This window comes from bacterium, from assembly GCA_023150945.1.
Classification (GTDB): Bacteria; Zhuqueibacterota; Zhuqueibacteria; order Zhuqueibacterales; family Zhuqueibacteraceae; genus Coneutiohabitans.
Genome location: JAKLJX010000034.1, coordinates 1 through 14,614 on the forward strand (window position 1 = coordinate 1; position 14,614 = coordinate 14,614).

Annotated in this window: 10 protein-coding genes; 9 read left to right on the top strand and 1 reads right to left on the bottom strand. The window is 60.1% G+C overall.

Going from position 1 to position 14,614, the window contains the following annotated elements:
* Positions 1–299: 299 nt before the first annotated feature.
* The 9 genes from L6R21_26130 to L6R21_26170 all read left to right on the top strand — a co-directional run bounded on the left by L6R21_26130 (position 300) and on the right by L6R21_26170 (position 11,030).
* Entirely contained in the window at positions 300–1,478 is a 1,179-nt protein-coding gene (locus tag L6R21_26130; GenBank protein ID MCK6562684.1) for a BamA/TamA family outer membrane protein, read from the top strand.
* 8 nt (positions 1,479–1,486) lie between these two features.
* Entirely contained in the window at positions 1,487–2,881 is a 1,395-nt protein-coding gene (locus L6R21_26135; protein MCK6562685.1) for a BamA/TamA family outer membrane protein, read from the top strand.
* Entirely contained in the window at positions 2,881–3,612 is a 732-nt protein-coding gene (locus tag L6R21_26140) for a 16S rRNA (uracil(1498)-N(3))-methyltransferase (protein MCK6562686.1), read from the top strand. The genes L6R21_26135 and L6R21_26140 overlap by 1 nt, the downstream gene beginning before the upstream one ends.
* A 126-nt stretch (positions 3,613–3,738) precedes the next feature.
* Entirely contained in the window at positions 3,739–3,936 is a 198-nt protein-coding gene (gene rpsU / locus L6R21_26145) for a 30S ribosomal protein S21 (protein MCK6562687.1), read from the top strand.
* 76 nt (positions 3,937–4,012) lie between these two features.
* Entirely contained in the window at positions 4,013–4,456 is a 444-nt protein-coding gene (locus tag L6R21_26150; GenBank protein ID MCK6562688.1) for a GatB/YqeY domain-containing protein, read from the top strand.
* Positions 4,457–4,657: 201 nt separating this feature from the next.
* Positions 4,658–5,278 carry a CvpA family protein gene (locus tag L6R21_26155; GenBank protein ID MCK6562689.1) on the top strand — a complete coding sequence of 207 codons (621 nt, stop codon included), beginning with the start codon at positions 4,658–4,660 and terminating at the stop codon, positions 5,276–5,278.
* A gap of 4 nt (positions 5,279–5,282) precedes the next feature.
* Positions 5,283–7,694: an endonuclease MutS2 gene (locus L6R21_26160; GenBank protein ID MCK6562690.1), complete on the top strand. Its 2,412-nt coding sequence runs from the start codon at positions 5,283–5,285 to the stop codon at positions 7,692–7,694.
* 566 nt (positions 7,695–8,260) lie between these two features.
* Entirely contained in the window at positions 8,261–9,088 is an 828-nt protein-coding gene (locus L6R21_26165) for an inositol monophosphatase (protein ID MCK6562691.1), read from the top strand.
* Positions 9,089–9,827: 739 nt separating this feature from the next.
* A complete protein-coding gene (locus tag L6R21_26170; protein MCK6562692.1) occupies positions 9,828–11,030 on the top strand; it encodes an ATP-binding protein in 1,203 nt (400 codons plus the stop codon).
* Between the two features lie 175 nt (positions 11,031–11,205).
* Here the strand turns inward: L6R21_26170 and L6R21_26175 are convergent, their stop codons facing one another.
* Positions 11,206–14,454, bottom strand: coding sequence for a T9SS type A sorting domain-containing protein (locus tag L6R21_26175; GenBank protein MCK6562693.1), 3,249 nt, complete (start codon positions 14,452–14,454; stop codon positions 11,206–11,208).
* Positions 14,455–14,614: the final 160 nt, after the last annotated feature.

The following is a 14,614-nucleotide window of genomic DNA, read 5'->3' on the forward strand; positions in this document are numbered from 1 at the left end:
ATTGGGTAACACATATTATGAGGCAACGACGCCATTTCAAAAAAACCTTCGGTAACAATATTTATGAGCCAATGCGCAGCCAAAAGAAACCTTGCATCTTCCCACCCTGTTTGCTACCTTGCGCGCGATTTTAACCAACCGACAGCATTGTTTAGGCTCCCAAGGCACCAAGACCCGGCGCACGCAATTTGGACTGGCGTAGAACGCGGCGCGTCTTCGTGCCTTTGTGGCTCATAAAACTTCACTTGTGCAGGAGACGTTACTTGATACCGCGGAAGTTGTGTGGACTCTTGTTGCTCTTGGCTTGCCTCCCCGCTTTGCCGGCAGCGGCGCAATTCAAAATCGAGCGGGCGCGCGAAGATTTCTTCCTCGGCCAGCAGGCCCGCCAGGTCATCTTCTACACCAATACCCATTTCAATCGCGTGGAAGGGTTGTATCTCAACCTCGGCGCCAAATATCGCCCGCGCCAAATCAGCGGGCTGACGCTGTTCGGTGATTTGGGCTACGGCTTCAAGAATGAAGAAGGCAAGCGCTGGCGCGGCAATGCCGGCTTCTCACACCGGCTGTCGCTGCCCGATCAGCTCACCTTCGGCGCCGATTATTTCAATCGCATCGATACCAACGACGACTGGCTGGTGGGCGAGTGGGAAAACTCACTGGCCGGGATCTTCCTGCACGAAGACTTCATGGATTATTTCAGCCGCAAAGGCGTGCGCAGCTTCGTCGATTACCGCCTGCTGCAGGCGCACACCCTGCGTCTGGAATTCTCCGGCTACTCCTATGAACCGGTGCGGCGCAACAGCAACTGGAGCCTGTTCGGCGGGGACAAAGTCTATGCCGCCAACAGCCGCACGCCGTTTCCGGTGGTGCCCGGCAACGAACAATCCCTGCTGCTCGTCACCGCCTTTGACTGGCGTGACAATCCCATCTTTCCGATCTACGGCTGGTATGCCGATTTCCAACTTGAACAGACTTTCGGCGATTTTTCCACCACCGGCTGGTTCGTCACGGTGAAGCGGTTTCAACCGACCTTCAGCGACCAGAAGTTCCAGATCAAGCTGCTGGCCGGCGCGCGCACCGGCAGCCACGCGTTTCAACACCTGCTGCCGCTGGGCGGCCTCGGCAACTTGCGCGGCTATCGCGAAAAAGAATTCATCGGCGACCGCGCGCTTTACCTCACCGCCAACTACATCATCGGACAGAACTGGCTGCACCACGTGCCGCTTGATTTTATTCCCATCTGGGAAGGCGTTTCGGTGGGCGTGTTTGCCGAAACCGGCCTGGCCTGGTTCGCGGAGCCGGGCAATCCCGACGCCGGCTTGTTCGATTTCGGCAAGATTAAACTCAAAGATTTTCGCAATGACGCCGGCGTTTCGATCTTCGTCGCGGAAAACGTGCTGCGCGTCGACATTGCCAAACGCCTGGATCGCGGCTACGATGACTGGCGTGTTCTCTTTCGCATTCTCGACAAGTTTTGATGCCGACCGTGAATCGACTCCGCTCTGGCTGCCGCCACGGCTTCGGCCGGATTGCCCGACAGGCGGTTTTGCCGCTGGCGGCGGTGCTGCTGTGGCATTCGCTGGCATCGGCGCAGGAGCCGGAGTTTCCGGCTGATTCCGTGGCGACTCCCCCCCTCATCACCTCCGTGGTCATCACCGGCAACCGCCAAACCAAGCCTCACATCATTCTGCGCGAAATCAAATCGCAAGTCGGCACGCCCTTCGATCCCGCCGTGGTGGAGGCCGATCGCATGCGGCTGTTGAATCTGCGCCTGTTCAGCCGCGTCGACATTGCAGGCGTTCCCGTGGCAGACGGCGTGCAGCTCGTGATTTCCCTCGAGGAAGCTTGGTACATTTATCCCTACCCCATTTTTTTCATGAATGACCGCGATTGGGGCAAGCTTTCCTATGGCGCCGGCTTGCTGCATTACAATTTCCGCGGCCGGCGCGAGACGCTCGCGGTTTCAGGCTGGGCGGGTTACAATCCGGCCTTGCAGCTCGACTACGGCAACCCCTGGATGTTCAACCACGCCAATTTGTTCGGCCGCTGGAACTTCTACACCCAAACGGTGCGCAATCGCTTTCTGACCACCGCGCGGCAGGAGGTCAACGAAAAGCGCTGGGGCGGCATGTTCACGCTGGGTAGACGTTTCGGGCTGTTCAACTTCTTCAGCCTGGGCTTTGGCTATTCCAGCTTGCGCTTTGATCCGCAACAGGTGCGCAATCCCCGCAACAATGAGCTTCTCGATCTCAGCGGCGAGGACAACCGCGCCAGTGTGATCGCCTCTTATCTCTATGATGCCCGCGACTTCTATGAATATCCGCGCGGCGGCAGCTATGTGAATCTCTGGGCCAAGCGCGTGGGTTTCACGCCGGCGGCGCAGCGTTACTGGCGCTACGGCGTGGACGTACGGCGCTACCGCAAGATCTACCAGGGCGTTGCCCTCGCCGCCCGCGGCATGGCCGATCTTTCCTCCCGCCGTGTGCCGCTGGATGATCTCGTCAATTTTGGCTTCCGCCACCGCATTCGCGGACATTTCTACCGCCAGCTCCACGGCGAAAATCTCGCCCTCACCAGCGTGGAACTGCGCGTGCCCCTCATTCCCCTGCGCTATCACCGCCTCGAACAAACCCGCCTGTTTCAAGACTCACTCATCGGCCGCTACATGCGAACACTCAAGTTCGGCGTGAGCGCCGGCCTGTTTGCCGACTATGGCGTCATCTGGAATCACGCCGGCGGTTTTGATCTCGACCGCGGCCGCGGCGGTTTCGGCGCCGGCCTGCACATTCACATGCCCTATCTCAACGTGCTGCGCCTCGAAGGGGCCTTCAACGAAGACGGCAAGCTGGAGGGCCTGGTGGATGTGGGGGTGGCGTTTTAATGCCACGCCACGAATTCTTTTACGCCCCTCCTGAAAATTTCACCGCCGAATTTGTCGAGCTGACCGGCGACGAGCATCATCACCTCACCCGCGTGTTGCATCACAAAATCGGCGATCGCGTCACGGTGGTTGACGGCGCGGGCAACGCCGCGGTCGACGGTGAAATCCTTTTCAGTGATCGTGCGGTAACGCGCATTAAAATTCACACGCTCACACAAAACCTCGGCGAGCCGGCGGTGCATCTCACCCTGGCGCAAGCGGTTCCCAAGGGCGCGCGCTTCGATTGGGTGGTGGAAAAAGCGACGGAAATCGGGGTTTCGGCATTCATCCCGCTGCTCTCCGAACACAGCGAAGTGCAACCCGGCTCAGGCAAAACTGAGCGCTGGCGGCGGCTCACACTGGCGGCGATGAAGCAATCCTGCCGTTCTGTCTGGCCGACGGTGAACGAACCCACCCACTTCGTTGATCTGGCTAAACGCCTCTCAGAATTCGATCTGGCCCTCCTGGCGCATCCCACCGCGAGCGACATTTCGCGGGACCTGGCAGCGCAGGCCATGCCGCGGAGGGTGCTGTTGCTGGTCGGCCCGGAGGGCGGTTTTGCGGAGGAGGAGGTCACCCTGGCGCAGGAAACCGGCTGCAAGCTGCTGAGCCTGGGGCCGCGGCGCCTGCGCGCGGAGACCGCGGGGTTGTCGGCGGCCATCAAGGTTTTCGCGGCGTACGGCCAGCTTTGACCGTGTAACCGCGAGATTTTCCGAGAAAACACTTGTTTTTCAAGCTGGTGAATGATACCTTTCCCCCGTTTTTTAAATCCCATCCGTCTCTCGTTTCATTTCCACCCGAGGAGGCTGTTCAAGCATATGCCTGCTGTCAAAGTCCGTGAAGGCGAAAGTTTTGAAAAGGCCCTGCGCCGTTTTACCAAAGCATGTGAGAAAGCCGGCTTGATGTCGGAGCTGAAGAAGCGCCGGCACTTCGAAAAGCCCAGCGAGAAGAAGAAGCGCAAAATGAAAATCGCGCGCCGCAAGGCCCGACGCCTGGCGACGCTGGAAAGCAGATAGCGAGCCGGTTGCCTCCACCGGCCCACCGAGCCTGGGAGCCGCAGTGGAGCGGCGCAGCCGGCTGCAGGAGACAGCGATGACGTTGCTGGAGAAACTCAGCGAAGATCTCAAGCAGGCCATGAAAAGCGGCGACAAGCGCCGGGTGGAAACCATCCGCCTGTTGCGGTCGCAACTCAAGGACACGCAGATCGCCAAGATGCGGCCGCTCGAGCCTGAGGAAGAATTGGAAGTCTTGAACAGCGCCGCCAAGCGCCGCCGGGAATCCATCGACGCCTATACCAAAGCCGGGCGCACCGACCTGGTGGCGAACGAGACCGCGGAACTGGACATCATTGCCGCCTATCTACCGCAAGCTCTGAGCCCTGCAGAAATCACCGCTCTCATCGAAACCGCGATTCAGGAGAGCGGCGCCAAGGATCTCAAGGATCTCGGCAAAGTCATGGGGAAAATCATGCCGCTGGCCAAAGGCCGCGCCGACGGCAAGCTGCTGCAGCAACTCGTGCGGGAACGGCTCTCCTGAAACCGGAGACCGCGCTTTCATCATCTCTGCGAAGTGAATCAAGTGGGACTCGTCTATTCCTGGGGCCTCCGGCGGTGCTTGGCCGGCCCGGCGTCCACCGAGGTATGAGGCCATCCAACCGGCCGACGAGCCGCTTTGTTCACTTTTTCTTTTTGGTGCCGGCGGGCTGTTCGCCCCGGCCGCCGGTGCGTGAGGAACCCCGTGCAAATCATCATCAATTTCGCCGATTTCTTCATTCTGGGTGTGCTCGCCTACTTCACCTGGCGCGGCTTCAAGAGCGGCCTTTATGAAAGCCTGCTGGATTTGTTCGGTTTCTTCTTTTGCCTCACGCTTACCCTGATCGCGCTGCCATACTTCGCGCAATTCTTCAGCTACGTCGTGCAACTCCCCCCCAACATGAGCGTGCTGCTCGGCTTCGTGTTCGTGTTTGCGCTGCTGGCCCTGGCCTACCTCTTCTTCGTGAAATGGATCAAAACCATGGTCGCAATGACGGTGAACGAGAAGTTCAACCGCATCACCGGCACCGGGCTGGGGCTCTATCGCGGCGTGTTGATGGCCAGCCTGCTCATGCTGGGGTTCGTGCTGCTGCCGATTCCCCACGTGGTGCAGGGCACGCAGGCACGCAGCCTGCTCATGGCGCGCACCAAGATCATCCTGCCGCTGAACTATGACTATGTGCGCAAGCTCATTCCCGGTCCACCCGGCTTTCGCGAGGCCCTGCAGGCCGCTTACAAGCGCATTGGTGAGCTTGATCCCATCAGCGCGCGCTTGCTGGACGAATTGCCCGGCAAGCCGCCTCCTCCCAAGATGAGCGACTACTGACGCAATGAGTGCTTCACCCCCAGACTATTTTCCTGCTGCGGCTGCCGCCCTGGAGCTTCCCAAAGTGCTCAAACAAGTGGCCGCGGCCGCGCTGTCGTCCGCCGGCGCCGAGGCCATTCTGCATCTGCAGCCGTTGCCCGATTTGCCCAGCGTGCAGGCGCGCCTCGCGGAAGTCACGGAGATGCGCAGTCTGCTCGAATTCGATGATACGTTTCCGATTGCTTCCCTGCCCGACCTGAGCGCGACGCTGCAGCATTTGCGCATTCAGGGCCGCACCCTCGAGATTCAACAGCTCATCGATCTCGCGCGCTTCTCGGCCACCGCCCGGCGCGTGCGCCATTATCTGCTGGCGCGCCGGGAAAAATACCCCGAATTGTTGCGCACGGCGCTGTTGCTCACCAGCCTGCAGGAACACGAACGCGCGCTGGAGAGTGCGCTCAATTTCACCGAGGGCACGGTGAAGGACTCCGCCAGTCCGGTGTTGGCGCGCGTGCGCCGCGAAATTTCCCGCGCGCTCTCCGAGGTGCGCGACCGGCTCGAACGCATCGCCCGCAAGCTGGCGGCGCAGGACATGCTGCGCGAGCAGATGATCACCCTGCGCGAAGGCCGCCTGGTGCTGATGTTGAAAGAGGAGCACCGCCGCCACGTCCCGGGCCTGGTACACGATCACTCTGCCAGCGGCCGCACGGTGTTCGTCGAGCCGATGGAATCGGTGGAAATCAACAACCGCGTGCGCGAGTTGTACAGCGCGGAACGCGATGAAGTCGAGCGCATTCTGCAGATGTTGACCGAGCGCCTGCGCCAGGTTCTGCCGGCGCTGCTCGCCAATCACGAGGGCATGATCGCCATTGACGTGATGCACGCCAAGGCCCAGGCCGCGCGCCAGCTCGCGGCCAGCGCCCCGCAGATGCTGGCCGAGGCCAAACTGAAATTGATCAATGCCTGCCATCCGCTGCTCTTGTTGAAAAATGAAGATCGCCGCAAGGTCGTGCCGCTGGATTTGGAGCTGGGATTTCCCGCAGAGGCGGCGCTGCCGGTGCGCACGCTGCTGATCAGCGGGCCGAATGCCGGCGGCAAAACCGTGGCGCTGAAAACCGTGGGTCTGTTGGCCTTGCTGGCGCGCTGCGGCCTGCACATTCCCGCCTCGCCGGACAGCGCCGTGCCGCTGTGCGAGAACGTCTTTGTCGACATCGGCGACCGGCAGTCGATCGAAGACGATCTTTCCACTTTCACTTCGCACGTCAAGCATTTGGTTGAAATTCTGCGGCGCGCCGGCAGCGGTGATCTCGTGCTGATCGACGAAATCGGCGCGGGCACCGATCCGGAGGCCGGCGCCGCGCTGTCGGTCGCGGTTCTGCGCGAACTCAACCGCCGCGGCTGCTTGACCATCGTCACCACCCATCACGGCGCGTTGAAGACCTTTGCCCAAGAGGAGCCGGGCGTGAGCAACGGCTCGATGGCCTTCGACCGTGAGACGCTGACGCCCACGTATCAATTCCGCGCCGGCCTGCCGGGCGCGAGTTACGCGTTCGAGATTGCCGAGCGCATGGGCATGGCCGCGCCGGTGATTGCAGCGGCGCGCACCCTGGTGGGCGTGGAAAAAGTCAACGTCGAAGAACTGCTCAACGAGCTGCAAAACAAACTGGCGCAACAGCAGCAGCTCAATGAAAAGCTGCAGGTGGAGGAAACCCGCTTACGCGGCCTGCAGAAGCTGTATGAGGAACGCGAGCAGAGTCTGCGGGCGCAGGTGCAGGAGATCAAAAAGAAGGCGCATGCCGAAGCCGAAGCGCTGCTGCAAAACGCCAACGCCATCATCGAAAACGCGGTGCGGGAGATTCGCGAAACCAATGCGGCACGGGAGGCGATCAAAGCGGGCAGGGAAAATCTGGCTGCGCTGCGCGAGCGCCTCGCGCGCGAGAACCAGCTCGAGGAGCCACCGCCGCCGGCAACGGATGAAACCGGGATCGCAAAATTCGAAATCGGCATGCCGGTGAAATGGCTGAAGCAGGGCGCGCTCGCGACGGTGTTGGAACTGCCGGATTCCTCCGGCAAAGTGCTGGTGGCCGCGGGCGCTTTGCGGGCGCGCGTGCCGGTGGGTGATTTGCGCGCGGTGAGGGCCGGCAGGAAAACCGAACCCGCGGCACTGCCGAAAGCGAGCGTGCAGGAGGCTGCCCGCCATGCGGAAATCGATCTGCGCGGCATGCGCGTGGACGAGGCACTCGCCATGGTGGACAAGTTTCTCGATGATGCCTTGTTGGCGGGCTGGAACGAAGTCCGGCTGATTCACGGCAAGGGCACGGGCGCGCTGCGCCAAAGCATTGCCAATCATCTCAAGACGCTGCCGCACGTGAAGAGTAGCCGGCTGGGCCAGTTTGGCGAGGGTGACGTCGGCGTGACGGTGGTGGAGCTGGCCTAGCACGGGCGAGACAGCAATCAGCACCGCAGTCTTGTCATTCCAAGATGCCAGAGCAGTAGTTTCACCATCAGGAAACGGGTTCGGCGGCTGACCCCGAGGCGCGCAGATTGTGTTTGCTTGCATCGGCGCAACCGGCTTCGCCCAGTTTTCTGACCTGCCGGGAGCCGGAGAGTGGCAGGCAACACACAAGATCAAAAAGCCTCGATTGGAAGATTCAAGTATCAGGACTCCTTTCCGCGTTTTGGTCAACCCTGATCGCGCGGCATTGCAAATGAATTTGGTTGGGACTAGTGCACTGTTACCTTGAAAAGTAAATCCACTATCATTGTCATCCAGCAAGGATCCTGTGAAGCGTTGGGAACAGTGCCAAGCATGGTAAAAGATTCGTCTGAATGACGCAGCGCGGCAACTTGCCGCAACCAAATCTGTCAACCGCGAATTAACGCTAATCAACGCGAATAAAAATTTGCGTACATTCGCGTGAATTAGCGGTTCGCGAAAATCTTCGCGGTTGTGATGTTTTTCCGGAGTAATACTATATCGAGAGATCACATCCACGAATCAAGGTGACAGACATCTATAAGCGTTGCGTGATGATAACGAGTAACGAAAAACTTCTCGCTGTCGCCGGTGAAGCTGCCGAGCTGGCCGGCCGCATCCTGCTGGCCCGCTGGCGCGACCGGCCGGCTTTGCAGGTCGATCACAAAGCCGAGTTCGATTTTGTCACCGAAGTCGACCGGCAGAGCGAGCAGGCGATTGTGGCACACCTGCGCCGCCATTTTCCCCAACACAAAATGCTGGCGGAGGAGGGCGGCACCTCGGGCGGCGGCGGTGAGGTGGAGTGGATCATCGATCCGCTCGACGGCACCACGAATTTCATTCACGGGGTGCCTTGTTTTGCGGTGTCGATTGCCGCGCGCCGCCAGGGTGAAATCGTCGCTGGCGTCGTGTTCGACCCGTTGCGCCAGGAGCAATTCACTGCCGTGCGCGGTGGCGGCGCCTTTCGCAACGGCGAGCGCTTGCGGGTTTCCTCGAGTCAGCGTTTGCAGGAGTGTTTGATTGCCACCGGTTTTCCCTTTCGCGCGAAGCATCTGGCCGGTTCCTATCTGCGCATGTTTCACAGCTTTTTCGCGCAGGTGCGAGACTTGCGCCGCATGGGCTCCGCCAGCCTCGATCTGGCCCTGGTGGCGGCCGGCGTGTTCGATGGTTTCTGGGAGTATGATTTGAACCCGTGGGATTTTGCCGCGGGCACCCTGTTGGTCGAAGAAGCCGGCGGCAGCATCAGCGGCTTCACTCCCGAGGAGAATTTTTGGGAGAGCGGCAATATCGTCGCGAGCAACGGCCACGTGCATGCGCTCATGCAAGCTCTGATCGCCGCGCCCGCGGACTCTTGAGAAAATGTTCCTGCAACGGCCTGGCCGATGCATCAAAATCCTCAGAGTTTCCACGCCACTGGAAGTTTTGGAAACCTCGGCCCAGCCGGGGTCGGAACGCTCTCGGATGGACACTCGTGCACTGGCACCTTAGTTCTTGTGACTATTTTGTCCGTCATTCAGATGGAATCTTGTGAAGCATGCGGCCAGGAGCGAATTTTCACAAGATTCTTTCAGAATGACATTCAGGGTGTGGATATATTTTTCAGGGTAACAATGTACGCCAGATTTCAGACAAGCTGAAACCTGAAGCCCGCGGGCAGCAACAAGCCCGATTCGTACACTGTTGTCTCGCACGAGGCATCCACCACCACTGTCATCCAGTAAGGATCTTGTGAAAATTTGGGTACACTCCCCTGCCATTCACCTAAAAAGCTCACGGCGAAGAACGCGGAGAAGGACTCTCTTGATTTTGAAACTCCGCGCTCTTCACGGCGCAAGCGTTTGCTTTGTGGTCAAGAATCTTACAGAATTCTATTCTGACTTTGCGCGTCTTACGGCCAAGTTCTCTGTGGCTTTGATTCTCATCTTTGATTCCGAGTGTCATTCAGAAGGAATCCGGTGAGATACTCGGCGCCGCGCGCAAGTCTTCACAGGATCCTTGCCGGATGACAGTCAGGCTGGCTGAACTTTTCAAAGTAACCGCGCGCCGGCTGCCATTCGCAACGCAGTTGAATTTCTTGGCGGGACACGACTTCACATGATCGCCCCTTATCGCATCGTTGGCCGCATCAAAGGTTTGCTGTTCGTCGCCGCCGTCGCCATCATCATCACCCTGCTTTGGCACACGCAAAACCTGGTGAAAGGGCTGCGGCAGGAAGCGCGCAACGTGATTCTGTTCTATGCGCAACTGCATGCGCGCGCCGTCAACGATCCCGGCGACAGCGATCTGAACTTCATCTTCGACGTCATCATCAACCGCACGGATTTTCCCATCATCCTGGCTACGCCCGAAGGCGAGCCGATCGGTTGGGAGGGCATCGAGGTGCCGCAGGATTCGCTCTACTCCGAGCCCGCGCAGCGACAAGTGCGGGAGATCATGGCGGCGATGCGGCGTGAAGTCGATCCGGTGCCCATCACCTACCAGAATCCGGTCTCCGGCAAGGTCGACACGCTCAACTATCTCTACTATGGCGACTCCCGTCTCATTCAACAATTGCAGCGCCTGCCCTATCTCGCCATCAGCGTGGTGAGTTTGTTCATTCTGGTGGGCTTTCTCGGTTTCAACAGCATTCGCCGCGGGGAGCAGCAATTTATCTGGGTGGGCATGTCCAAGGAAACCGCGCACCAGCTCGGCACGCCGATTTCCTCATTGCTGGGTTGGATTGAGCTGCTCAAGAGCCAGCTCGCGCAAAACGGCGCGCGCGAGACCATCAGGGAGATGGAGCGCGACGTCGAGCGGCTGAACAAGGTGGCCTCGCGCTTTTCGCAGATCGGCTCCAGCACCGATCTCAAGGAGCAAGACCTGGGCGTGATTGTCGACGAAGTGGTGCGTTATTTTCGCAACCGCCTGCCGCAGATGCGGCGCGCCGTCCGCCTGGAAGTGCACAAGGAGGAGCTGCCGGCCATTCCGTTGAATCGCGACCTGCTGGAATGGGTGCTGGAGAATTTGATCAAGAATGCGATCGACGCCATTGAGAATGATCACGGCGAGATCACTATCGATCTGCGGGCCGCGGCCAACCGGCGGCAGCGCGCGATCATCGACATCACCGACAACGGCAAAGGCATCGATCCCGCCGACCGCAAGAACATCTTCCGGCCGGGCTTCAGCACCAAAAAACGCGGCTGGGGCCTGGGCCTGAGCCTGGCCAAGCGCATTGTCGAAGAATATCATCGCGGCCGGTTGTTTGTCAAGGAATCGCGGCTGGGCGAGGGCACCACGATGCGCATCATGTTGTGAATCGCTCGCGGCCCGCGCCAGAGCGCCAAACGCAAAAGCCGTTGCCCTCACGTGAGGGCAACGGCTTTTTTTTTCCTGCCGGCGACGAGAAAACGCAGAAAAAAATCCCGCGCCCCAGAAGCCGGAGCGCGGGATTTTCGATCGGCTTGCAATGCCCGAGGGCATTACGGCAGGGTTACTTCATCAAGACCATCTTTTTCATCTGGGTGTAGCCGTTGATGGTCAGGCGATAGAAGTAAACGCCGGAGGTGTGGCTCTTCGCTTCCCACACGACTTTGTGGAAGCCGGCTTGCATGTCGGCGTCCACCAGCCGTTCGATTTCCTGGCCGAGCGAGTTCAGAATCGTGAGCACGACTCTGCCGCGTTCCGGCAGGGCGAAATCGATGGTGGTTTGCGGGTTGAACGGGTTCGGGTAGTTGTTGCCCAGCGCGTATTCCGTCGGCAACACCTCGTTCGGCCGGCCGGCCACGCTGGTGGTCACCACCGGCACTTCATTCGAGAAGACGCTGACGTTGTCGCCATAGTCTTTGGCTTTGACGGCATAGACGTAAGCGGTGTTCTTCTCGATGTTGGTGTCCTGATATTCGCGCGCCGTCACCGTGGCGATCGCCTCGCCGAAGGTGGAAGCGCTCTGCAAGCGGCGATAGACGGAGTAGGAGGCCGGTTCTTCATTGTCCGGCTCGGTCCAGCTCAGTTGCACGCGCCCGCTTTCCGCCTGGCCGCTCAACGCCGGAGCATTCGGCGGCAGGTCATCGGTGGAGGTGCCGCAGGCTTCGTTGGAGTTGGCGAAGACCAGGGGGTTGGCGGTATGCGCGGAAACCACAAAGCAGGTTTGCGCACCGTCAGCCAGCGTCGGCGCAACATAGTTGTAGTCCGGATCGGAATGCGCCAGGACGGTTCCGATGAAATCCCACGAAGTGGCCGAGGCAACATCATAGAAACGGGTGCCCGCCTGCAGTGCCGTCACGTCGAGGCTGATCATGCTGAGGCGATCGGCAACTTGGACCACGTTGCCGGCGGGTTTTTCACCGGCGCCGCTGCCGAGCTTGCGCCACACGCCGTAGTGCGTAATCGGCACACCGGCGATGCCGCCGTCATTGGGCGAGCGGGTCCAGGTCAAGCGCACTTGCTTGCCTTGATCGTTGGGGATGTCGGTCACGCTGGAAAGCGTTGCCGCCTGGATGCCCTTGCCGCTGACCGCGATATTCCACAACGTCCAGTCGGCATCATTGATGCCTTGATAGCGGAAACGAATCCAGACGTTGGAGTAACCGGCTGCCCAGCGGGTGATGTCCAGCACCGCCGGTCTGAGGTTGGCCGTGAAGAAAGCCGGGCCGCCAAAGTTTTGACCGGTTTGCGGATCCACACCGCGCACGCGCTCGGTGCCAGGCACGTCATTCCAAGAAGCGCCGCCGTTGTTGCTGACGCTCACCGAGAAGCGGGTGTAGCCGAAGCCGCCGACGCCGATGGACTTGTAGGTCAGCCAGGCGGTGGAGGTAATCGCGCTGAAATCGAGGTTGGGGATGATCAAATCTTCATCCTGGGGCCGGCCGAGCGAATCGAACTGCACATAGGCGCCTTTGTAAGCCGCGCCGCCCAGGTTGACTGCCGGCACCAACGCGGAGGCCGTGGTTTGCCAAGTCACCACGCCGGGATCAGAACGGGTGGAATTGACTTGGAAGCCGCGGGACAGCAATTGCGAGGGCGTCGGGCTGGCGGGCGCGTTCCACAACGCCGAGGAGAACAGGACGCGTCCGTCATGCACCACAAACGGCGAATAGCGCGCATCGCCAAAGCCGTCGGGATCGTCGGTGGCTACCGCGGTGGTGTCATTCGAGCGATCTTCGTCATTGGCCAGGCGGGTGAAGGCGCGGATGCGATAGACGCCGGGAGCGTTGGGCGTCCAGGTATTCACCGAGGCGATACCAGCGGTGGCACCCGGGGCAAGGGCGTCAGTCCGGCGGCCCACCACGGAGCCAACTTGCTGGCCGGCCGCATTCAGAATGGTGCCCTGCCATTGCAGGTTGCTTTGCGGATTCGAGCCGGAATTGGTGACGTTCAAGGTGAAGGCAACGGCATCGCCGATCTTGATTGGGAAGGGAATATCGACATTGAGGGCGGCAACGTCATCTTGGATGGTCTGCCCAGTGAGGTTGACATCGTCGATGTACATGCCGCGGCCCACCGGCGCCGGCGTTGTGGTCGCACCAGTGGGATCATAGCCGAACAAGATGCCAATGCGGACATTGTCGCCCGGCTGCAGGACGCCGTCGGCGCCGGTCAGCAACACATTGCCAGGCACCACGACATTCACCCAGTTGGGGTTGGGATTGGCAGCGCCGGCATAAGCGGCCACATTGGTGCCGGCCGCAAAGCCCTCGGCCTCCATCGTGGAGGAGCCGCTCTCGCCGCCGTTGTCCGAGAACACGGTGTTGGCGCCGGCCGTCAGCGTGATGTCATCCAACGCGAAAATGGCGCCAGCTTCCACGAACCCGAAATCGCCAAATTCACCAAAACGAATCTTGATGATCTTGCCGGCATAGGCGTCGAGATTGACCGTATGGGTTTTCCAGGTTGAGGTGCCGCCACCCGGGCTGCCATTCGGCCCATCAAAAGAAGCGACCGAGCGATAGCTCACGAAGTTGTCATCCTTCGTGAACACGTCGACTTTGTTGTAATCGAAATCGATTTCCGACACCGATTTGTACATGAAGCTCAGCGTAATCGGAGTCGCAGCGCCAGTGAGATCGATTTCAGGCGTGGTCAGGTATTGCCGGCTGAACACGTCGTACGGGGGCACGCCGGGATTTTCCATCACCCAACTGCTGGTGCCGGCGCCGGGATCGGTGGTGCTGAAGGCCCACAGGGCATCGTCAAGACCAAGATAGACGTACAGCCGGTTGGCCGACAACGCCGCGTCCCAATCGAGCCAAAAGTCGAGGGTCAGACGCGCAATCGGGTCGCCTGCGGCGGTCTGGGTGGGGATGGTGAATGGCGGCGACATCAGCATGTCGGTGCTGAGTGCCGTCACCGTGGTCTCGTGCCAACTGGTGGAGGCGCTGCGAAAATTGGTCTTGTTGACTTCCCAATCGCTGCGATCCTCGTCGGCATGGCCGGAGGCTTGCGTGCGGATGCCCCAGCTTGCGCCTGCTTGCCAGGGGGCTTTGCCGCCTTCGAAATCATCGAAGAAGATCACATCCTGGGCGGCATTGGTTTGATGGCGGTTTGACTTGGCGGAGAAGTTGGCGGCGGCCTCATCGATCTTGATCGGTTTCATTTGAAACCGGTCCATGTCTTTCTTCGACATGAGCTTGATCGGGGTGGCGTTCGCCTGCGGGGCTTTCTGCTTGGCGTCGTGCGCGGCGAGCAGCCCCAAACCGCAGAGAAAAACCGTCAAGATCAGAACGACGAACTTCCGTTGCATAAACAACCTCCCTAAGCGATTAATGAATTGAACGGTTGTTTAAAATGGCAGTCGGTGCAGCACGGGTTGCAAGCTTGCGGGCATCGCCTCCTTTCTGATCCGGTTGATCCGGCGAGCCATTTCGCCGCGCCGCATGGCAATGGCGTCAGCCGCGCCGATC